Annotated in this window: 16 protein-coding genes; 10 read left to right on the forward strand and 6 right to left on the reverse strand. The window is 43.1% G+C overall.

Features of this window, described 5'->3' with window-relative positions; all coding sequences use genetic code 11:
- The first annotated feature begins 459 nt into the window (after nucleotides 1–459).
- Complete coding sequence (gene glsB / locus ABYB02_RS01010; RefSeq protein WP_372760155.1) at nucleotides 460–1,383, forward strand: glutaminase B; 924 nt, start codon at nucleotides 460–462, stop codon at nucleotides 1,381–1,383.
- A 7-nt stretch (nucleotides 1,384–1,390) separates the two neighbouring features.
- On the opposite strand, the gene ABYB02_RS01015 is transcribed toward glsB, so the two are convergent.
- Nucleotides 1,391–2,695, reverse strand: a complete 1,305-nt coding sequence (locus tag ABYB02_RS01015) for an inosine/guanosine kinase (RefSeq protein WP_372760157.1) — start codon at nucleotides 2,693–2,695, stop codon at nucleotides 1,391–1,393.
- A 178-nt stretch (nucleotides 2,696–2,873) separates the two neighbouring features.
- On the opposite strand from ABYB02_RS01015, the gene tadA reads away from it, so the two are divergent.
- Nucleotides 2,874–3,380 carry a tRNA adenosine(34) deaminase TadA gene (tadA, locus tag ABYB02_RS01020; RefSeq protein ID WP_372760159.1) on the forward strand — a complete coding sequence of 169 codons (507 nt, stop codon included), beginning with the start codon at nucleotides 2,874–2,876 and terminating at the stop codon, nucleotides 3,378–3,380.
- Here the strand turns inward: tadA and ABYB02_RS01025 are convergent.
- Both ABYB02_RS01025 and mltF read right to left on the reverse strand, forming a co-directional pair.
- On the reverse strand, nucleotides 3,377–3,544 hold the full coding sequence (locus tag ABYB02_RS01025) for a hypothetical protein (protein WP_372760161.1): 168 nt from the start codon (nucleotides 3,542–3,544) through the stop codon (nucleotides 3,377–3,379). The two genes, tadA and ABYB02_RS01025, sit on opposite strands and share 4 nt — an antisense overlap.
- Before the next feature lie 144 nt (nucleotides 3,545–3,688).
- Nucleotides 3,689–5,197, reverse strand: a complete 1,509-nt coding sequence (gene mltF, locus ABYB02_RS01030) for a membrane-bound lytic murein transglycosylase MltF (protein WP_372760163.1) — start codon at nucleotides 5,195–5,197, stop codon at nucleotides 3,689–3,691.
- A 417-nt stretch (nucleotides 5,198–5,614) separates the two neighbouring features.
- Between mltF and purL the strand changes: the two genes are divergently transcribed.
- The 4 genes from purL (at nucleotide 5,615) to ABYB02_RS01050 (ending at nucleotide 12,610) form a co-directional block, all read left to right on the forward strand.
- Entirely contained in the window at nucleotides 5,615–9,505 is a 3,891-nt protein-coding gene (purL, locus tag ABYB02_RS01035) for a phosphoribosylformylglycinamidine synthase (RefSeq protein WP_372760165.1), read from the forward strand.
- A gap of 114 nt (nucleotides 9,506–9,619) precedes the next feature.
- Nucleotides 9,620–12,073 carry a YdbH domain-containing protein gene (locus tag ABYB02_RS01040; protein ID WP_372760167.1) on the forward strand — a complete coding sequence of 818 codons (2,454 nt, stop codon included), beginning with the start codon at nucleotides 9,620–9,622 and terminating at the stop codon, nucleotides 12,071–12,073.
- Nucleotides 12,073–12,270, forward strand: coding sequence for a YnbE family lipoprotein (locus ABYB02_RS01045; protein ID WP_372760250.1), 198 nt, complete (start codon nucleotides 12,073–12,075; stop codon nucleotides 12,268–12,270). The genes ABYB02_RS01040 and ABYB02_RS01045 overlap by 1 nt, the downstream gene beginning before the upstream one ends.
- Before the next feature lie 10 nt (nucleotides 12,271–12,280).
- On the forward strand, nucleotides 12,281–12,610 hold the full coding sequence (locus ABYB02_RS01050) for a YdbL family protein (RefSeq protein ID WP_372760169.1): 330 nt from the start codon (nucleotides 12,281–12,283) through the stop codon (nucleotides 12,608–12,610).
- Nucleotides 12,611–12,656: 46 nt separating this feature from the next.
- On the opposite strand, the gene ABYB02_RS01055 is transcribed toward ABYB02_RS01050, so the two are convergent.
- Nucleotides 12,657–13,205: a DUF1415 domain-containing protein gene (locus ABYB02_RS01055; protein ID WP_372760171.1), complete on the reverse strand. Its 549-nt coding sequence runs from the start codon at nucleotides 13,203–13,205 to the stop codon at nucleotides 12,657–12,659.
- On the reverse strand, nucleotides 13,195–14,484 hold the full coding sequence (gene waaA, locus ABYB02_RS01060; RefSeq protein WP_372760173.1) for a lipid IV(A) 3-deoxy-D-manno-octulosonic acid transferase: 1,290 nt from the start codon (nucleotides 14,482–14,484) through the stop codon (nucleotides 13,195–13,197). Before waaA ends, ABYB02_RS01055 begins: the two co-directional genes overlap by 11 nt.
- 228 nt (nucleotides 14,485–14,712) lie before the next feature.
- Here waaA and ABYB02_RS01065 point away from each other — a divergent pair, with 228 nt between their 5' ends.
- Together ABYB02_RS01065 and hldE are read left to right on the forward strand one after the other, a co-directional pair.
- A complete protein-coding gene (locus tag ABYB02_RS01065) occupies nucleotides 14,713–15,303 on the forward strand; it encodes an SIS domain-containing protein (RefSeq protein ID WP_372760175.1) in 591 nt (196 codons plus the stop codon).
- Nucleotides 15,303–16,742, forward strand: a complete 1,440-nt coding sequence (gene hldE / locus ABYB02_RS01070) for a bifunctional D-glycero-beta-D-manno-heptose-7-phosphate kinase/D-glycero-beta-D-manno-heptose 1-phosphate adenylyltransferase HldE (RefSeq protein WP_372760177.1) — start codon at nucleotides 15,303–15,305, stop codon at nucleotides 16,740–16,742. Before ABYB02_RS01065 ends, hldE begins: the two co-directional genes overlap by 1 nt.
- A 97-nt stretch (nucleotides 16,743–16,839) precedes the next feature.
- Here hldE and ABYB02_RS01075 read toward each other — a convergent pair whose 3' ends face one another.
- Complete coding sequence (locus ABYB02_RS01075; protein WP_372760179.1) at nucleotides 16,840–18,345, reverse strand: capsule assembly Wzi family protein; 1,506 nt, start codon at nucleotides 18,343–18,345, stop codon at nucleotides 16,840–16,842.
- 211 nt (nucleotides 18,346–18,556) lie between these two features.
- Here ABYB02_RS01075 and ABYB02_RS01080 point away from each other — a divergent pair, with 211 nt between their 5' ends.
- Nucleotides 18,557–19,630, forward strand: coding sequence for a glycosyltransferase family 1 protein (locus ABYB02_RS01080; protein WP_372760181.1), 1,074 nt, complete (start codon nucleotides 18,557–18,559; stop codon nucleotides 19,628–19,630).
- Complete coding sequence (locus ABYB02_RS01085; protein WP_372760183.1) at nucleotides 19,627–20,709, forward strand: glycosyltransferase; 1,083 nt, start codon at nucleotides 19,627–19,629, stop codon at nucleotides 20,707–20,709. The genes ABYB02_RS01080 and ABYB02_RS01085 overlap by 4 nt, the downstream gene beginning before the upstream one ends.

The following is a 20,709-nucleotide window of genomic DNA, read 5'->3' on the forward strand; positions in this document are numbered from 1 at the left end:
CCATGCCGAACTCAGTAGTGAAACGAAACAGCGCCGATGATAGTGTAGCATTTGCTATGTGAAAGTAGGACATTACCAGGATCTAAATAAAGGAAACCCGTTACAGCAATGTAACGGGTTTTTTGCTGTTTGTAGAAAAGTGAAATGCAAGGAACTAGGTGGGAGGCGATAGGTGCTAGGAAACACGCAATAGTCGCGACTCTCAGCGAGTGATAGTGTACTGTGACTCCTTATTGATGGTATCGAATTTGCACTGTGGCTCTCCACCGCTGTGGCACCACGACATTACCAGGATCTAAGTTAAAGAAAGCCCGATTTGAAAGGATCGGGCTTTTTTGCGTGTGCTAGATAATAATAACTAAGCTCGCTTTGTTTATGTAATTTAAGCGTAATACTATGCGCTTAAAGATCTGACGTGTTAAAATTAATGCTCTATACCCGCTTTTATTGAGGTTTCTATTGCCTACTACAGATTACCAACAAGTCTTAAATGAAATTACCGCAGAGGTGGCACCGTTATTATCGCAAGGGGCTGTGGCTGATTATATTCCTGCGCTTGCTGAGGTTGATTTAGAGCAGTTTTCTATTGCTATTTATACCACTGACGGAAAAACATATTGTGCCGGTGATTGTACGCAACGCTTCACGATTCAATCTGTATCTAAAGTGATGACATTAACGTTAGCGTTACAGCGTTATGGTGATGAGTTATGGCATAGGGTGGGAAAAGAGCCCTCAGGTACGGCTTTTAATTCGTTGACTCAGCTTGAGTTTGAAAAAGGTATTCCGCGTAACCCTTTTATTAATGCCGGTGCGATTGTCACCTGTGATGCGTTATATAGCCGTTTATCGGCACCGATGCATTCAATGCTAGAAACCTTTAGAACTTTGTCTGGTAATCGTTGCATCAAGATTGATAAAACAGTCGCTAATTCAGAGTACGAATTTAGACATCGAAATGCCGCAATGGCGTATTTAATGAAGTCGTTTGGTAACTTTGAAAACGAAGTAAATGATGTGCTTTGGGCTTATTTTAATTTTTGCGCCATTGAGCTTAATTGTATTGAGCTGGCTAAAGCGTATAACTTCTTAGCTAACAATGGCGTCGATCACACGTCAGGTAAACGGGTGTTACCGAGTCGCCAAACTAGGCAGCTTAACTCGCTGTTATTTACCAGTGGTTTATATGATGCTGCCGGTGATTTTGGCTATAGAGTAGGCATGCCAGGTAAATCAGGTGTGTCGGGGACAATTTTAGCGGTATTACCAAATAAGTTTACCGTTGCGGTGTTTTCGCCTGGACTGAATTCGTATGGTAATTCGGTGGCGGGAATAGCAGCCTTAGAGCTGCTATCCAAAAAGCTCGATATCTCTATTTTTTAAGGAGCAATTATTGCTCCCAATAGACTTGCTCTAAACAATCTTCACGCTCGGGTAAACCGCGAGATAGGCGAGGAGAGTGTTGTACTAATACTTCAAAACTCGCCCTATTGGCATATTTACTGATCTGTGACAATGATGAATAGGTAATGGCGTTTTGCTTATGCTTAGCGGAATTACTGACGTTGAGCTTATGATAAACATTGGCCGATAAGTCATGGAGCACAGCGGCAAGTGCACAGTCACCAGCCCCATTGGTGTTTTTAATAGAGTCGGGCCCCCCCATAAATGGCGCTGTGTGGCTATAGGCTCTAATAGGGTTATCGCAGTCCACTTTGCGCATAGCGCGGGAAAACTCATAGCGATTAAAATCGGGGATCGCACCGGGTAGTAATGTATATTCAGTTTCGCGTTTTAAGTGCTCGTCAACGTAGCCGGCCATAAATAAGCCTTTTTCGCCAGCGGTACAGATAACTAAATCAACCCAATCCAGTGCTTTATCAGCAGCTAACAGCGGATCTTCAAAGCCGGTGATAGCGAGTCCCTCTTCTTCGTTCATCGCCAGAATATCAACATGGTTTGCGACAAAGTCAGCCCACCAGGCGGGATCTTGTTCGATTAAGAACTTAGTGCCTAGGGTCAGTACTACCGGGACACCTGCATCATTGGCATATTTAACCGCTTGTAAGGTGGCTTCTGTCATTGTTTCAGCCCCTTGCGTGCGCATTAAGTAGGCACTGATCACCAGCGCTGATGAGTTTTCGATAAGCTCTTTATCGATAGACTCAGGGCGCAGGTGATTCATTAAGCCAGCACTAATAGCAAAGGTACGCTCACCGGTTTCATCAATCAAGGTGAAGCAGCGGCCTATCGGCCCGTCTACTGGTTGTAGGTAATCTAAATCGACACGGCTTGAGGTGTTACATAAAAAGCGGTAGGCATAACTACCTATCTTTATGTTTTCACTCATGACCCCTAATAACACTGAGCGATCATCGGCTAATACAGAGTAGTTGTGCATGGTATTACCCACGGTGCCACCTGCATACTCGTAATCAACCATGTCATTTAATTTTAAGCGGTCATATAAGGCATTAGTAATATCACTATCAATGACTTGCGACATGCCTCGTTGGAGTTGAAACTCATCAAGGAAAGCTTGGTCAACCTTGGCTTCGATATCAACAACGATCTGATCGATCCCGGTAATATAACTGCGGTGTAACCGTTCTGTGGCGTTAAGTTGATTAGTTAGTGGATCTTTGGCTTCCACTGGAAAATAATGTTTATGCCTGCGGCGTCCAGGAAATTTCATTTGCTACCCGTGTTGTGAGCTAAATAAAAAAAGCGTGAGATTATAGCGTAAATCCCCCCTAATGAGCCACGACAAACCAGTTAAATTTGTTTTATTTTTACAAAAAAAGCGGCAACAGCGCACTTTAATACGCTAACTTGATATAATTAGTGCATAAAAATTAATTGAAGTCGTAATAATGAAGCAACCACTTGATGATAATTACTGGATGGAGCAGGCGCTTTTGTACGCTAAGCAAGCAGAGCAGCTGAACGAAATTCCGGTGGGGGCCGTTTTGGTGAAAGATAATCAATTAATTGCAGCAGGTTACAATCGTTCCATTACTGATAATGATCCCTCTGCGCATGCTGAAATGATAGCAGTACGTGAGGCGGGTAAAGTACTAAACAATTATCGCTTAATTGATTGCACCCTGTATGTGACTTTAGAGCCGTGCTCTATGTGTGCAGGGTTACTGGTACACAGTAGAATAGCGCGTCTTGTTTATGGTGCTGCTGATGCTAAAACAGGTTCGGCGGGGTCAATAATGAATTTGCTACAAGAGCCTAGATTAAATCATCAGGTCGAGGTGTCAGGTGGAGTGCTAGCAGAGCCGTGTGCGAGTATAATTTCACAGTTTTTTAAACGCAGACGCGCCGAAATAAAGGCAGCCAAAAAGGCTGCACGTCAGCTACTCGAACCTTAACTTGCTTCATTTAATGCTTCCATTTCTGCCATTTTTTGCATCGCAAACATACGACGACGCCAAATTATTTTTTTATGTAATTTGCGTAACATAACACGTCGGCGAGTAGTCGTTGAGTTAATTGCTCTATGTTTGAATCGTGTAGTTCGTCTTCGTTTTAGCATATTTTTCCCTAGTGCAGATTTGTCATGCACGCGTTATATCCATTAAAGCGGATAACTATCATCAATCTATAATTAACACACATTATTGAACATTTGATGACAAGTAAACAGCTTTTTAACTCGCTTAAGCTCGTTTTTTAGCAGTTAAATAGCATGCTGTTGCTCATTTTTTTGCGGCTGCTGACTTTCTTCAGTAGTTGCTGTGCTTGACTTTGCTGCGGGCGAACGCTGTTTTTGTTCGACATTAGTAGAGCGTGCCTCTGTGTTGTTTTCGGTTTCTTTCACGGGTGTGGGTTGTGGCTCTATTGCATTGTTTTCATCAAGCCAGACAAGTGCATCATAATAGCGGCGTATATTGTCAACATAGTTAACGGCCACATCGCCACGTGAGTAACCATAACGGGTTTTTCGGTAATAACGTTTTTTAATTAATAGCGGTAAACGCTTTTTCACATCGGCCCACTTATCAGGGCTACCCCCTTGTTGTTTGGTGATAATACGGGCATCGTTTACATGGCCCCAGCCGATGTTATAAGCCGCAAGTGCCAGCCAAGTTCTGTCGGGTTGTGGAATGCGATCGGGGATGCGCTTTATTAATTGTCTTAAGTACTTAGCGCCGCCACGAATATTTTGCTCTGGCTCTAGGCGGTTAGTGACGCCAACTTGCCGCCCTGTAGCGCGAGTAAGCATCATAATGCCGCGCACACCAGTAGGAGATTTGGCGCGCGGGTTCCACATTGATTCTTGATAACTCAATGCGGCTAATAAGCGCCAATCCAGCTCGCCGGCATATTGTTCAAACCAAGGTTGGTATTTCGGTAAGGTGTCTTTTATTGCCTCAATATAGGCCAACGTATTCACATAATTAAATTGCCTGACATGACCAAAGTATTTTTCTTCAAGCACATACAATTGGTTATTTTGTTTTGCTTCACCAAAAAAAGGCACTAATAACGCATACAGTGAGTCGTCGTTTGATTGACGTAGCATCCAGGCAATGGGGTCGTTATGTGAAACTGAAAAACCAATACTTAAATTAGGGTGGTAGCGACGAAATAACGACAAAGTATGGGTATCGGCTAAGGTATAATCTATATTGCCATCAATTACCGCTTGCAGTAACTCTTCTTCGTCGAATTCTTCGGTTTCGCTCCAGCTTAATTCGGGGTTATTCTTTTGTACTTTTTGTAATGTAAGTGAGTGGCTACTTTTAGCAATTACCATGAAGCTACCCGTTAAGTCGTCAAAATCACGGGGGCGCTCTCGACCTTGTTTATAGACTAATTTTTGGCTAATAGTGCGGTAGGTCGGACCAAAACGGTACTGCTGTGCACGGGTTTTATTGTAGGTCAGGCCTGAGGCGATTAAATCTAAGTCACCGTTATCGAGGCGAGCAAACATGTCGGATAAGTTGAAAAAGGGCACAATTTCAAGCTCTACACCTAAGTAATCAGCAAAGGCTTGCGAAAGCTCATATTCAAAGCCTTGCTCGCCTTGAGCTCCCTGATAATAATTACTGGCGCTGGCAAGCGTACCTACACGTATTTTATTTTGTGCTTTTATTTGCGCTAGCTGAGTTGGCTGTTCTTGAATATCACATGCGCACAACACCATAACCAACGTAATGATTATTATTAGTTTTTCTTTCAACATCAATTGCCCCATAAACGCCTTAAGCTTCCGTTATAACAAATGTTAGCCATTGCGTCACGGCACGTTTAATTATATTGCTTTAAATAGCGACTAAATAAACTACAACGTTATTTAATTCACGGTGTAATAGTAGGTTGTAGCTTAATGGCGAAGGCTATGACAAGGCTAATTAAGTAAAGCAGGCACTCAGGTTATACACAGCAGGCAGCCGTTTATTAATTACAGAATTTAATAGATTGCTTTAAAAGCGATTTATATTAGCTAAGTGATATTTAATAAGGCTAGGGTGATAATTTGCAATGAAGGCCTTGGTTAAATTGTTTTTAATTCCAACTGAAACTTACATTCTGGGCTGGTTTGGGTATATAATGTTGCCCTAAAATATCGTTCAATCCCTAACCCCGGATGAAATTATCTATGTTGATCCTTCGTGGTGCACCAGCACTTTCAGAGTTCAGAGTTAATAAAATTTTAGCGCGTTGCCAACAATTGCAACTTCCTGTCACCAACGTATACGCCGAGTATGCTCACTTTGCCGATTTAACATCACCATTAAGCAGTGCCGAGCAAACCAAGCTTGAAAAACTATTAACTTACGGTCCGACTATTGCTGAACATACCCCAGCGGGTAGTTTAGTCTTAGTGACGCCTCGTCCAGGTACTATTTCACCTTGGGCTTCAAAAGCAACCGATATTGCCCATAACTGTGGCTTAAAACAGGTTCATCGAGTAGAGCGTGGTATTGCTTATTATGTGGAAGGTGAGTTAACTGCCGAGCAATTAGCTGCCGTTACCGCGTTATTACACGACCGCATGACTGAAGCCACTCTTAGTCAGTTTGAAGATGCTGCACAATTATTTCGCAGTGACGCACCGCGTGAAATGTCATCAGTTGATATTATCGGTGGTGGACGAGAAGCGCTGGCAACAGCGAACGTAGAGCAGGGCTTTGCCCTTGCCGATGACGAAATCGATTACTTAGTAGAAAACTTTAAAAAGTTAGGCCGTAACCCTAACGACATCGAATTGTTTATGTTTGCACAAGCAAACTCAGAGCATTGCCGTCATAAAATATTTAATGCAGACTGGACCATCGATGGCATTGAACAGCCAAAATCGCTGTTTAAAATGATTAAAAATACCTTTGAGAAAAACCCTGAAAATGTATTGTCGGCGTACAAAGATAACGCGGCAGTCATGAAAGGCTCAAAAGCGGGTCGCTTCTTTCCAAATAGCGAAGGTGAATACGCGTATCATCAAGAAGACATTGAAATCTTAATGAAAGTTGAAACGCACAATCACCCCACCGCAATTGCCCCATTCTCTGGTGCTGCCACGGGCTCTGGCGGCGAAATCCGCGATGAAGGAGCTACGGGCCGTGGTTCGAAACCAAAAGCCGGTTTAGTGGGCTTTACCGTTTCTAACTTACGTATTCCAGGTTACGAACAACCGTGGGAAAGCGACTTTGGTAAGCCTGGGCGTATTGTAAATGCGCTTGATATTATGACCGAAGGCCCATTAGGTGGCGCGGCATTTAATAATGAGTTTGGTCGCCCTAATTTGTTAGGGTATTTCCGTACTTACGAAGAAAAAGTAACCAGCCATAATGGCGAAGAAGTACGTGGTTATCACAAACCGATTATGCTGGCCGGTGGTTTAGGTAATATTCGCGCCGATCATGTGCAAAAAGGTGAGATCCCTGTTGGCGCTAAACTTATTGCGCTGGGTGGCCCGGCAATGAACATAGGTTTAGGCGGTGGCGCGGCATCAAGCATGGCGTCAGGCCAATCTAATGAAGATTTAGATTTTGCTTCAGTGCAACGCGAAAACCCAGAAATGGAACGTCGCTGCCAAGAAGTTATCGATAAATGTTGGCAGTTAGGCGACGCTAATCCGATTGCGTTTATTCACGATGTAGGGGCAGGTGGATTATCAAATGCATTCCCTGAACTGGTAAACGACGGTGGCCGTGGTGGTAAATTCCAACTACGTGATATCCCTAACGATGAGCCAGGCATGGCACCACACGAAATTTGGTGTAATGAATCGCAAGAGCGTTATGTGCTGGCTGTTGCCGTAGAAGACTTTGCCCGTTTTGAAGCTATTTGTCAGCGCGAACGCGCCCAGTACGCAGTGATAGGCGAAGCCACAGAAGAAGCACATTTGACTGTGGCCGATAGCCACTTTGATAATAAACCCGTTGATTTACCATTAGATGTATTACTCGGAAAAGCGCCTAAAATGCACCGCGAAGTAACATCAGAGCAAGTAATTGGCAAACAGTTGGATGTCAGTGCTATTGATGCAGCAGATGCGGCACAGCGTTTATTACGTTTACCAACGATTGCAGAAAAAACTTTCTTAATCACCATTGGTGACCGCTCGGTAACAGGGTTAGTTGCTCGCGATCAAATGGTTGGCCCTTGGCAAGTGCCGGTGGCAAACTGTGCGGTAACCGCAGCAAGCTACGATACGTACCATGGTGAAGCAATGTCACTGGGTGAACGTACTCCAGCAGCCCTATTGAATTATGGTGCTTCTGCACGTTTGGCTGTGGCTGAAGCCTTAACAAATATTGCCTGTGCAAATATTGGTAACCTTGAAAATATTAAGCTGTCGGCTAACTGGATGGCCGCTGCTGGCCACCCAGGTGAAGATGCGGGTCTTTACGAAGCGGTTAAAGCTGTGGGTGAAGAGTTGTGTCCTGCGCTTGGTTTAACTATTCCGGTAGGTAAAGATTCGATGTCGATGAAAACGACATGGAAAAATGAAGGTGATTCACAAGAACAGGCGGTTACATCGCCGCTGTCATTAATCATTACTGCTTTTGGCCGTGTTGATGATGTACGTAAAACGGTGACTCCACAGCTACGCACCGATAAAGGGGATAGCTCGCTTATTTTAGTTGATTTAGGTGCGGGTAAAAATCGCATGGGTGCATCAAGCCTTGCACAAGTTTACAAGCAATTAGGCGATGTAACCCCAGATGTTGATAGCCCTGAGCTATTAAAAGGCTTTTATAATGCGATGCAAGCACTCGTCGCTGAGAATAAATTACTGGCCTACCATGACCGCTCAGACGGTGGTTTATTTACTACCGTGGCCGAAATGGCGTTTGCAGGTCATACTGGCGTAACGGTTGATCTTGCCGGTTTAACTGGCTCTGATATCGAGGCGCTTTATAACGAAGAGCTAGGTGCTGTAATTCAAGTAGCGAATAGCGATTTAGATGCTGTGAATGCGGTATTCGCAGAGCATGGTGTTGCCGCAATTAGTCATGTTATTGGTACGCTTAATAACGACGATAGCATAGTGTTTAATCGTGGTGAGCAAGCAGTACTTAATCATACACGTACTGAACTGCGTACTATTTGGGCTGAAACCACTTACCAAATGCAAGCGCGCCGTGATAACCCAGAGTGTGCTAAGCAAGAGTTCGATGCTAAATTTGACGCTAAAGATCCGGGTCTTAACGTTAAGCTTAACTTTGACTTAAACGAAGATGTTGCAGCACCGTACATTGCCACTGGCGCTAAGCCACAAATGGCGATATTGCGTGAGCAGGGTGTAAACTCGCACCTTGAAATGGCAGCGGCATTTAACCGTGCAGGCTTTGCGGCAATTGATGTGCACATGAGCGACATTCTTGAAGGACGCTTAACGCTAGAACAGTTTAAAGGCTTAGTGGCGTGTGGTGGCTTCTCTTACGGTGACGTACTAGGTGCAGGTGAAGGCTGGGCTAAGTCGATATTATTTAACGATATGGCGCGTGAGCAATTCCAAAACTTCTTCCACCGTGAAGATAGCTTCAGTTTAGGTGTGTGTAACGGTTGCCAAATGTTATCAACCTTAAAAGAGCTGATCCCCGGTACTGAACATTGGCCACGCTTTGTTACCAATAAGTCAGAGCGTTTTGAAGCACGCTTTAGCTTAGTTGAAATACAAGAGAATCCATCGGTATTCTTTAATGGCATGGCAGGCTCGCGCATGCCAATTGCGGTTTCTCATGGTGAAGGTCATGCAGAGTTTGCAAACGATGCAGCAACACAAGCCGCCCTTGATAGCGGTACTGTGGCAGTTAAGTTTGTTGATAACTACGGCAATCCAACGACACAATACCCGGCCAATCCAAATGGGTCGCCAGCAGGTATTACCGGTATAACCTCAACCGATGGCCGTGCAACGGTAATGATGCCTCATCCAGAGCGCGTGTTCCGCACGGTTGCTAACTCGTGGCACCCAGATGAGTGGCAAGAAGATAGCCCATGGATGCGTATGTTCCGCAATGCCCGCAAAAATGTAGGCTAAACTCGAGTTGTTGAGTTAGCTTTATAATCTAGCGATAAAAGAAAAGGCTGCATTGTGCAGCCTTTTTTGTTTACTATGGGCAAGACAGCAAAGCAACAGGCATGTAAGGATAATATGTTGAAGCGGATGGGATTAAGTGTTGTATTCTTTTTACTAAGTATACTGTTACTTGGTTATATTTTTCGTTTGCCATTAATACAGTGGGCAATAGCGCCGCAGCTAGTTAAGTCAGGCATTACACTCAGTTGCTTAGACGTTTCACTTACTACAAAATTAGATCTACACGCTGAAAAGCTTTGCTTAAGCTATCAAAATCAACATCTAGAACTGCGTGGTATTACCGCAAATACGCAACAGCTCATTATTGAGCAGGCGCAACTAACCAGCAACCCACTGCCAGATACGGGTAGTGAAAACTCTGCAGCGAAGATACTTGATTTAGCTCTTCCCGATAAGCGGCCATTAGTGCGTATAAATCAGTTAACTATAAGCAATGATAATTTACGCAAGCCGATAACTGTTCGCGTAGTTGAAGGGGCGTTAAATCAATTTACTGTGACTGGCGATATTAATGCAAAGCTATCCGTGTCTAATCATCAAATCACAGGGCAATTATTGCTAGATGATAAGCTATTATCGCAGCTGCTTAATACTGCAACTACGCCGTTGAGCGACTTACAATTTAGCAGTAAACATAACGTTAATTTTGATGGCGTAGAGCTCAGTGTAACAAGCGATATAAATGCGCAATTTGTTCAGCAACATCAGCAATGCACGCTTACAGTTAAAAGCGCCGGAGTGGCGAACACATTAGTGAATTTAAATAGCCAAGCTGTTTCGCTTGATTTAAGCCCGTTAGCGAGCGAAATTGAGCTAGCGCCTAGTTGCAGTGAGCTGCTTCCTGAAAGTGAGTATAAGGCGTTTTTAGTTAAACAGATGCCGCTACAAATGCAAGTGAAGTTAACTGAAGTTGTCACTATATTAAATGATCGGCTAAAGGTACCCATGCTGGTGTTTGATACCGCTGCAGATGCGCAGTTTTCGTTAACCCTCACGCAAGCCGAGCTTGATTTGGCAGAGCCCTTAAGCAGTTTTAGTAGCGCGTTAAACGCTCAGTTAGCAAGCGCGAATATTGAGCGTTTAACGCTCAATGCAAGCATTGCAGATAGCCATATAGCGGGTAGCTATTCAATCATACTGGCCTCATTGCCTGAGTTTATTGAGGTAAGTGCCAGTGGCGTACAGGCAAGCGGTGAATTTAATATTGCAAACATAATCAGCACCAAGCCAAGCGGTGCGATAAGTAGTCGCATTACGGCTGACAATGTGGCGCTAGAGCCATTGTATGCTAAAGACTACCAAGGTAATTTAACCGCGAAAATTGACGAAAACTTAAATGCCAAGGTCAGCCTCGACAGTAAGCTTAAAGCGCTTAATTATAATGAGTTCACACTGAGCGAAATAACCAATAAGGTCACGGCAGCAGCCAATTTAGCTGCGGGTGAGTTATTTGCCGATATCACCGCACAAAGTCATATTAAAGCACTTAAAAGCCCTAACATAAAACTTAACAATATTACTGTAGACTCTACCGCGCTGCAGAGTCGTGCGCTTAGCGCCACTCATCATGCAGTCGTGAATAACCTCGAGTTACTGATAACACATAATATGTCAGCGGTAGCACATCCTTTTGAAGTGGTTATTCCACAACAAAGTGCTTTACGCTTAAACCCTGTGATCCATCAGTTTGTACCACTGGGGCAATTAACCGCTGGCGTTTTTGATGGGCGTATTACGGGGGATGTGGGCTTACAAAGTGCTGCGTTTGAGGTCAACATAAAAAATGTCAGTGCACTGTATAATGACTACTTAGCCAGTGATTTAAGCAGCCGCTTTAGTGGTAATTATTATTCAGGGCTGCTTAATGTAAAAGCGACTACCTTTAACTTAAGTGAGCTCAGAGCGGGCGCCGTAGTAAATAATATCAGTGGCGTTTGGCAAGTTAATGATAATAAAGCCAGTGCTAAAGATATTCGAGGGCAGATTTTTGGCGGTCGTTTTAGTGTGGATCAATACGCGTTGCTGAAAGCAGAGCAAGTTGCTAATGTGCATTTTACGGATGTTGATGCCAGTAAACTAATTAGCTTAGATGATAAGTCAGAGATTTTTTTAACCGGTCGAGTAGGTGGAGTGTTACCCGTTCATTTTAATGATACCGGCATTGAAATTGCGAATGGCAGTTTAACTAATCAAGGCGATGGTAAGTTAATTATTAGTAATAATGCAGCGTTCGATGCGGTGATGCAGCAGCAACAAGAGTTGCAGCCAGTGTTAGGGTTGCTGACTAATTTAGAGATTAAAAAGCTCAATAGTAAGGTGGCGTTAAAGAACGATGGTTGGTTAAAGTTAGGGGTTAATTTACAAGGTTATAATGAAAAAGAGCAACAGCAGGTTAATTTTAATTATAACCATGAAGAAAATATATTTACGTTATTGCGGGCACTGCGTTTAAGTGACGAAATTACACAGAAAGTTGAGCAGCAATACTCAAAACGAGGAAACGAATGATGAGAGAGTCGTTAAGCACAAAAATAGTTATTGTCTTTGCTGCCATCACAGCCCTCAGTGCCTGTACGCACCGAGTAGAGGTGGCCGCTAAAGAACCTATTACAATTAATTTAAATGTGAAAGTTGATCACGAAATTCGAGTTAAAGTAGACAAAGAACTTGATAACTTATTTAGTGATGACAGCGAATTATTTTAAGGGGTAAAGTATGAAGGTTATTAATAAATTAAATATCATGACATTAATTAGTGCGCTCTGTATGTCGTTTTCGGTTTGGGCTATTAGTCTTGATGACGCTAAAAGCCAAGGTTTAGTGGGTGAAGATAGCTCTGGCTATTTAGGGTTAGTGGTGCAAAACGCAGAAGCGAAAGCCGTGGTTGATGAAGTGAACGCTAAGCGTAAAGCACAGTATTTAAAGCTGGCGCAGAAGAATAATTTATCGTTAGCACAAGTTGAAGCGTTGGCAGCGGCGAAAACCATTGAGAAAACCCAAGCAGGTCATTATATTGAAGTAAATGGTAGTTGGGTTAAAAAATAAATAGCAGTGCTACTTTATTGCCTGATTAATAGCAAAAGCCGAGCGTTTAGCTGCTCGGCTTTTTACAGTTTTCAAGTAATTGCTGCCAAAAGTCGATCCCTTTACGCCGCGCTAACTTAATATTGTGCTCAGGAATCGATTCAGGCTCGTTGTAGCTCTGCAGTGCATCGCTCATACTCGCCTCCCGAATTAGGTGCAAAGTAGGAAACGGCGAGCGATTGGTATAGTTTGCGGCATCTTGCTCATCGCTGTCGGCAAATACATAGTCGGGGTGAAAGTTCGCAATTTGGTACTTGCCTTCAAACCCTTGCGCCACTAGCAAGGCATTAGCTAAATCTACTAGGTCTAAAAAGTCTGCAAAATCACTAAAACCGTGATCAAACATAATTAGCGTGGTTTCGCGCTCGGGGGTTTGTTCAAGCTGTACGCATTGTTCAAGCATATCCATAACGGCATCATCAACACGTGACGCAGGGCTAACAATATAATGAATACTGTTGGTTTCTACTTCTCTGCGGGCAAATGGGCAAAAGTTATACTTCACTATCACATTTGATACCCACTCACGGGTTTGGCTAATTGCTTTATCTGTCATGCTTTGGCTCTAAATACTGGTTAATAATAGTCACTGTTTTAGCAATGGCCCCTTGGTTATTAGCGACGCATAGTGCGGCTTTATTACCTAACGCCGCACATGCCTTGCTATTTTGACTTAAAGCAATCAGTTGCTGCGCAAGTTCATCACCATTTTCAACAACTTTAGCGCCTTTTAGCTTTATTAATTCAGGATACACGTGATCAAAGTTATAGGTATGAGGTCCGGTTATTACCCCCACCGAAAATGCGGCCGATTCGAGTGGGTTATGCCCGCCACGGCGAATTAAACTGCCGCCAACAAAGCTTATATGGCCGGCGCCATATAAGCACTGCAACTCACCGAGGGTGTCAGCTAATACCACTTGCTCACCTTTATAGTTATTATGGCTACGACGACTAAAGCTCAGCGAACTTTGCTCCAGTAATAGTGCCACTTTATCAAACTGCTCGGGGTGGCGTGGGGCTATAATTAACAGCGCATTAGGCTGTTTAGTTAATAATTGCTGATGCGCTTCGAGGATTCGTTCATGCTCTGTAGGGTGAGTAGAGCCCGCCACCCAAATAAAACGCTCAGTGTTATTATAAAGCTGCTTGAGAGTTGCGACTGTGTTGAGCTGTACTTCATTAGGGGTAATATCAAATTTAATAGAGCCAGTGACGTGGCTTTTTTGCGGGTTAAGACCGAGTTCAATAAAACGTTGGGCATCGGCTTTATTGTGGCTCGCTAAAACGGTGATAGAGCGCATTATAATAGCCGTTAATTGCGCCACTTTTTGATACCCCTGCTGGGATCTTTCGGACAAACGCGCATTTAGTACCAATACCGGAATATTTTTTTTGCTACTAATCGCCATTAAGTTAGGCCACAGCTCAGTTTCTAAAATACACACCGCTTGTGGTTTTACGCGCTTTAAAAAGCGAGTTATTGCAAATGGAAAATCTATCGGTAAATAGCAGCAAGCAACGCTATTATTAAATTGCTTCACAATTTGCTCTCGCCCTGTTGGAGTATTACAGGTGAGCAGAATATTAAGTTTGGGATGAGCTTGCTGTAGGGCTTTTATCAGCGGAGTCGCGGCGAGCACTTCACCGACAGAGGCACAATGCACTACGAGTGGTTTTGCCTTGTTGGTAAATAGCGACTTACTTACAAAGCCAAAGCGTTGTTTAAAGTGCGCCCGATAGCCTGAATTTTTTTTCCCACGTAATACATATAAATAAAACACGATGAGTGGGCTAATAATTATTAATGCCAATGAATAAAAAATGCGTGCCATACTAAGCTTTTAGAAATGATAAGTGGCTCTAGTTTAACGTGAAAGCAACTAATTCAAAACACGGAAAAGACAAAAGATAGTTTGTGTTCAGCTGTTAGGGTATAAAATACCATTAACTCATCACTAATAACCATTTCAGTATTGTGTATATTGAGGTGATTTGGGGGGGGATTTATGGAATAATGAGTTTAATTTTCCCTGCCATTTCAGTTCCTAGAGGAATTTATCATGTCGATTATCGATTCAGTAGCAACGAGTTACCTTGAAAGCTTAAACCGTCATTTAGCATTATTTGAAACGATGGAAGCTTATCATAAAGAGTCTATGCAGTTGCTAGAAGTATGCCATAGTGCATTACAGGCAGGTGGTAAGGTTATTTGGTTTGGCAACGGTGGTAGTGCTGCCGATGCACAGCATTTAGCGGCCGAGTTTGTGGTACGTTATAAGTTAGAGCGTGGACCGCTGGCATCAATGGCACTGACCACTGACACCTCTATTTTAACCGCTCACAGTAACGACTATCACTTTGACACTGTGTTTGAACGCCAAGTGCAAGCTTTATGTAAACCAGAAGACTTAGTGATTGGCTTAACGACCTCAGGTACCAGTGCTAATATTAATTTAGCGTTAGCAGCAGCGAATAAAATAGGCGCATTTACAGTTGCACTCACAGGGCGTGATGGCGGTGACGTAAAAGATATTGCCAAATTACCTATTATTATCAAAAACGATGAAACAGCACGCATTCAAGAGGCGCACATGTTTATTGGTCACTGGCTCTGTGAGGCCATTGACATGGTGGTTGCGGAGCAGCAGTAATGGATTTATCGTTATTAAAAAACTTATCAGCTGCGCGTATTTTAGTGGTTGGCGATGTGATGCTTGATCGTTACTGGTACGGTGATTCGGGACGAATTTCACCTGAAGCCCCGGTACCTGTGGTTAAAGTGAGTAAATTTGAAGACAAAGCGGGTGGCGCTGCTAACGTGGCTAAAAATATTGCCCGTTTAGATGGTAAGGTCGGTTTACTTGGTTTGATTGGCGAAGATGAAAGCGGTCAAATCTTAGAAAATATTCTACAAGGTGAAAAAATTAATTCACAGCTGGTGAGTGTATGTGACTTACCCACCATTTCTAAAATGCGTGTTATTAGTCGCCATCAGCAAGTCGTGCGCCTTGATTTAGAAGAAGCATTTACCGAGCAACACAGCCAGTTACTCTTAAACCGCTTAGAGCTAGTGCTTGATGAATATGACTTTATCGTGTTTTCAGATTATAACAAAGGCTCGTTGAGCCTAATTAAGAGTATGATCGGTTTGGCTAAAAAAGCCGGTAAAACGGTACTAGTTGATCCTAAGTCATCGGATTTACACTTATACCATGGTGCCGATTACATTACGCCCAATTTAAATGAATTTAAATTAGCGGGTGGACAAGTAACGACAGAGGAAGCGCTGGCGAGCAGTGCACGCAAGTTGATAAGTGATGCCGGTATACACGCGATGCTGCTTACTCGCTCAGAGCAGGGAATGTCGTTAATTAGCGCAACAGAAAAGCACGACTTTGCCGCACAAGAGCTTGAAGTTAGTGATGTTACCGGCGCAGGCGACACCGTGATCGCAACACTTGCTGTTATGCTTGGCGCGGGTATGAGCGCAAAAGATGCGGTAGAAATAGCTAACTTAGCCGCCGGTATTGCGGTAAGTAAACTCGGCGCAGCGACCGTGTCGCCAGAAGAGTTGAGTCGTAAACTAGGGCAATATTTACATGCTACGGGTGAGCACTATCAAACACCATTTGATGATGTGTTACAGCACATTGAGTTTGCAAAACAAAATGGTGAAACAATTGTATTTACTAATGGTTGTTTTGATATTTTGCATGCTGGGCACGTTCGTTATCTAGCGCAAGCTAAAGCGCGCGGCGACAGACTCGTGGTGGGCTTAAATAATGATGAGTCTATTGCTCGGCTAAAAGGATCTGACCGCCCGATCAACCCATTAAATGAACGGGCGATGGTACTCAGTGCACTGGCCTCGGTTGATTGGGTGATCCCATTTGGCAGTGCAGATGAACATGACACGCCGGCTAAGTTAATTGAGCAAATCAGCCCTGATATTTTAGTTAAAGGCGGCGATTATAGCGTTGAGCAAATAGCTGGTGCCGATCACGTTTTACGCCATGGTGGTAAAGTAGAAGTGCTTGAGTTTTTAGATGGCTGCTCAACCTCTAAAGTGATCAGTAAAATAAAGCAGTAACTGCGCTGTTAAATGCATTAAAAAAGGGATGAAAAGCTAGTTTTCATCCCTTTTTAGTGTCTAGGTTCATTACATCACAAACGTTAAGCGTTTTAACTTAAAAGTTGTACTCGTACTTAGCAAATGCATACGTATCGTTTTTGGCTTCATCGTTGTGTGAAGCAAAAGCTCCAAACGTTAAACGCCCGCCCATGGCAAGCATTCTATAACGCACTTCAAGTTGCTTACTGTTATACGCCGTTTTGGTAATGCTGTTTCCTAAATCGGGATTATTTGGGTAACGATCTAGGTTATCACTATTGTAATCAACATCGCGTAACTTAACCTGCCAGTCGTTACCATTGGAAAGCTGGCCTAATACAGTTAACACCAATGACTGTGCATCATTGTCAAAAGTGGAGCCAATTGGGCGCCCGTGGTAGCGGTAGCCTGACTTATAATCGCTATGCTCGTAATAACAGTTTTCAGTTGCTGATGTAGCAGAGCATGCAACTCCGGTATCTATATATTCTAGGTTGACTAAAACGTTCTGCTCGTAAATACGATGTGTCGTTTGTACGCCAAATAAATAGGCTCTATCGACGGGTTTGAATTTAGAGCTGGCATCTTCACCAATAGTACTTGCATAAAGTGCATACGGTTGGTCAAATAATGTATCTGACCAACGAATATCAATTCCCGCAAGTTGATTACCTATTTTAGATTTTAATTCGTCATCGCAAGACGTTGTGCCGTCAATACAAGCGGGTTCTCCGGTAACTATATCAAAAAAATCACCCGCAGAGCTTGGTTGACCTTCTCCTGCCCATTGCGCCGACCAACTGAATGCAACCTCTAATTGTTGCAGCGGGCGAAAGTTTAGCCGGCTACTCCATAACAGCGCCTCGGGAATCACTCGAGTCGATTCAAGCTGGGCCATTTGTGCGGTAAAGCTCCACTGCCCAAGCCAGCTTAGCCAAGGTGTTGCAAATGCGCTACTTTGTTCACGGGTTATACTTAACGCAGGGAGTGGCTTAGCATTGCTCGACATAATTAAGCTGTTATCAACCCCAGGGCCCCAAAACTGCTCAACTGCGCCGGCTCTAAAAATCCAGTTGCCTAACCTGTAGGCTAAGTAGCTGTGATCAAACGAGGTATCATCGCAAGCAGTGAGCGCTTGTTCATCTAAAACGATATCGTCAGCGGTTTTACCAGTAACAAAACATTGTTTACCGTCGCTACGATGGTTAATCGCTACTTTTGCTGCAAAGTTTTCACCTAAATAGGCATAAGCCGCTGACAGTTCTAATTCTTGGCTATTGGTGGCACCAAAGCTGGTGGCTACACTGGGAGCTGAACTGGCAAAAGCTGCAAGCTGCATACTGTGAGAGCCGCTGTTTTCTGATTTGTAGCGGTGCTTTACGCGCAATAATGCATCTTGTAATTCTGCTGAAAGTTGCTCAATGCCAGTATTATCAAGTTCATTAATAAAGCTTTTCCACATTAACGGATAAGTGGTTACAGGAGCTGAAATGATACCGGCATCGGCTAAACGCTGAATATCAGCTCTTAGCCCATAGTCATCGGGTTTGACCCATGGTTCAGCGTTAACAGATAGGCTCATAGCACAAAAAAGAGTTGATAATACAAAAATTCTGCTTCGCAAGATTCAGATCCTTATGATTAAAATTATCGGTAAGTTTAGCAATCTAAATGTATTTTTGCAGTAACTAATCCAGTATGTGGAAGAAAATTAGCTGATAAAAGTGTAACCTCTCTATTCTAAATAGAGCGTGGTTGATATAATTAAATTTAAATGAAAAATTAGGAATGTAATGGGCAGTAAACGACTTTTATTTATACCAGTATCATCACCAGCGGGAATTGGTGAGTATATGCGCTCATTATTATTAGCTCAAACGTTATACACTGAATTGGCAGACAAGCTTGATATTCACTTTATATTAAATCAGCACACTGCTTATACTGACACGTGCCCATTTGATACTACTTTACTTGAACATTCTGCAACCAAAGAGAATAAAAAGGTAACAGCTGTAATTGAAAGCCTAAAACCTGATGTGGTGGTGTTTGACTGTGCCGGCCGTGCTGCGCAGATGAAAGCCGCTAAAAAGGTGGGGGCTAAAGTAGTGTTTATTTCTCAGCATGCAAAAAAACGCGCTAAGGGTTTGAAGTTAAATCGCACAGGGCTGATAGACTTACACTGGGTGGTGCAGCCTGAGTACTGTATTGAGCCATTAAGCTGGTTAGAAACGGCAAAGTTAGCGTTATTTCCTTTAGCTCCCCCAATAAATGTAGGGGCATTTGTGGCATTCCCTACCCAAGTACAACAAAAGCATATACTTAATAAGCTTAATTTAAAATCCAAGGGTTATTTTATTGTCAGTGCGGGATCGGGAGGGCATATAATTGAGGGCGCAAATTGCGCAGATATTTATTATGAAGCAGCACTAAAGATTAGCCAACGCACAGGCTTGCAAGGTGTTGTTGTTTTTGGCTCAAATTATAATCGAGAGTTACCAAAAACAGATACTCTATTATGCTTATCGAATCAAACCAGCGGCGACTTTTTGGCATTATTAAGTGAAGCGAAAGTTGCTGTACTCAGTGCTGGAGATACGCTTTTACAGGCGATAGCGTTACACACGCCTACAGTGGCATGTGCGATTTCAAAAGATCAGAACACTCGATTAGAACGATGCGCAATGACGCAAGTAGTTGTGAAATCAGAACTAGCAGTTGATGCTATTGCTGCAACGGTTGAGCAAATAATTGCTGAGCCACTGTATACACAAATAACAAAAAAATATAAAAGTTTAGCCATAGAGGGCAGTTTTGAGGTGATTACTCAAGGGGTGAAATCACTCTTACTAGGCACTAAGCAATGAATATCGTTATTGTCATTGATTCTCTGGTGGGCGGCGGTGCAGAAAAAGTCATGCTCACCTTAGCTGAACAAATGCAAACCTTAGAGCATACGGTGATTATGCTATCGTTAGCGAATAATGTTGAATACGATATTCCCGCTGGCTTACAAGTGGAAAGTTTATTTAGTGATAGAGCGACAAAAGTCGATCGTTTCTGGCAGCGTAAAGCCAGTATCATTAAGTTAGAGGCTTGGTTTAAGCAAAAGCAAAGCGAACTTGGGGAGATTGATTTAGTGCTGTCGAATTTAGACCGCAGTAACAACTTACTCGCCAACAGCAATATTAAAAATGTGCACTATGTAATTCATAACTCGGTAAATGCAGAGCTTGCTCGGCAAAAAAAACTAGGCCCTCTCTCTTACTTATACCTGAAAAAAAGTAAACTAAACCTAAATGGCAAGTCGCTTATCTGTGTCTCTAAAGGGGTTGAAAAAGAAATTACTCAAGGGCAGTTAATTACTCCGCGCGCCATTACTACCATATATAACCCATTTGATTTACAAGCGATAAATCAGCAAGCAACTGCAGATAACGATAACATTCCAGATGAACCGTACCTTATCCATGTAGGGCGTTTGGCCAAACAAAAGCGTCACGATATTTTATTTAGCGCATTTGCCAAGCTTGATAAGAAATACAAGTTAGTTTTATTGTGTAATAAGCCAGCCAAGGCACTAAAGCTTGCAGCCCAATATGGTATTGCAGAGCAGCTCATCGTTCCAGGGTTTGAGCAAAATCCCTATAACTGGATAAAACAGGCTAAAGCGTTAGTGTTAAGTTCAGATTTTGAGGGCTTGCCCACCGTATTAATCGAAGCTTTAGCCGTGGGTACACCGGTAGTCAGTACCAACTGCACCTTTGGCCCCAGTGAAATACTCACCGGTTCACTCAGTAATTATTTAGTGCCAGTACAGCACAGTGAGCAGTTAGCCGCTGCGATTAAGCAAGTGTTGCAGGATGAGCCAGATGTGACGAATGCGGCAATTTTACATCAGGTAGACGCAAAGCAAGTGGCTGAAAAATACTTAGCATTAGTGTAA

It is taken from the genome of Pseudoalteromonas sp., assembly GCF_041613455.1.
Taxonomy (GTDB): Bacteria; Pseudomonadota; Gammaproteobacteria; order Enterobacterales; family Alteromonadaceae; genus Pseudoalteromonas.

Excerpts from the sequence above, each read along its gene's own strand:
- ABYB02_RS01015 (WP_372760157.1), bottom strand. The coding sequence starts at position 2,695 with ATGAAATTTCCTGGACGCCGCAGGCATAAACATTATTTTCCAGTGGAA.
- tadA (WP_372760159.1), top strand. The coding sequence starts at position 2,874 with ATGAAGCAACCACTTGATGATAATTACTGGATGGAGCAGGCGCTTTTG.
- ABYB02_RS01025 (WP_372760161.1), bottom strand. The coding sequence starts at position 3,544 with ATGCTAAAACGAAGACGAACTACACGATTCAAACATAGAGCAATTAAC.
- mltF (WP_372760163.1), bottom strand. The coding sequence starts at position 5,197 with ATGTTGAAAGAAAAACTAATAATAATCATTACGTTGGTTATGGTGTTG.
- purL (WP_372760165.1), top strand. The coding sequence starts at position 5,615 with ATGTTGATCCTTCGTGGTGCACCAGCACTTTCAGAGTTCAGAGTTAAT.
- ABYB02_RS01040 (WP_372760167.1), top strand. The coding sequence starts at position 9,620 with ATGTTGAAGCGGATGGGATTAAGTGTTGTATTCTTTTTACTAAGTATA.
- ABYB02_RS01045 (WP_372760250.1), top strand. The coding sequence starts at position 12,073 with ATGAGAGAGTCGTTAAGCACAAAAATAGTTATTGTCTTTGCTGCCATC.
- ABYB02_RS01050 (WP_372760169.1), top strand. The coding sequence starts at position 12,281 with ATGAAGGTTATTAATAAATTAAATATCATGACATTAATTAGTGCGCTC.
- ABYB02_RS01055 (WP_372760171.1), bottom strand. The coding sequence starts at position 13,205 with ATGACAGATAAAGCAATTAGCCAAACCCGTGAGTGGGTATCAAATGTG.
- waaA (WP_372760173.1), bottom strand. The coding sequence starts at position 14,484 with ATGGCACGCATTTTTTATTCATTGGCATTAATAATTATTAGCCCACTC.
- ABYB02_RS01065 (WP_372760175.1), top strand. The coding sequence starts at position 14,713 with ATGTCGATTATCGATTCAGTAGCAACGAGTTACCTTGAAAGCTTAAAC.
- hldE (WP_372760177.1), top strand. The coding sequence starts at position 15,303 with ATGGATTTATCGTTATTAAAAAACTTATCAGCTGCGCGTATTTTAGTG.
- ABYB02_RS01075 (WP_372760179.1), bottom strand. The coding sequence starts at position 18,345 with ATGAGCCTATCTGTTAACGCTGAACCATGGGTCAAACCCGATGACTAT.
- ABYB02_RS01080 (WP_372760181.1), top strand. The coding sequence starts at position 18,557 with ATGGGCAGTAAACGACTTTTATTTATACCAGTATCATCACCAGCGGGA.
- ABYB02_RS01085 (WP_372760183.1), top strand. The coding sequence starts at position 19,627 with ATGAATATCGTTATTGTCATTGATTCTCTGGTGGGCGGCGGTGCAGAA.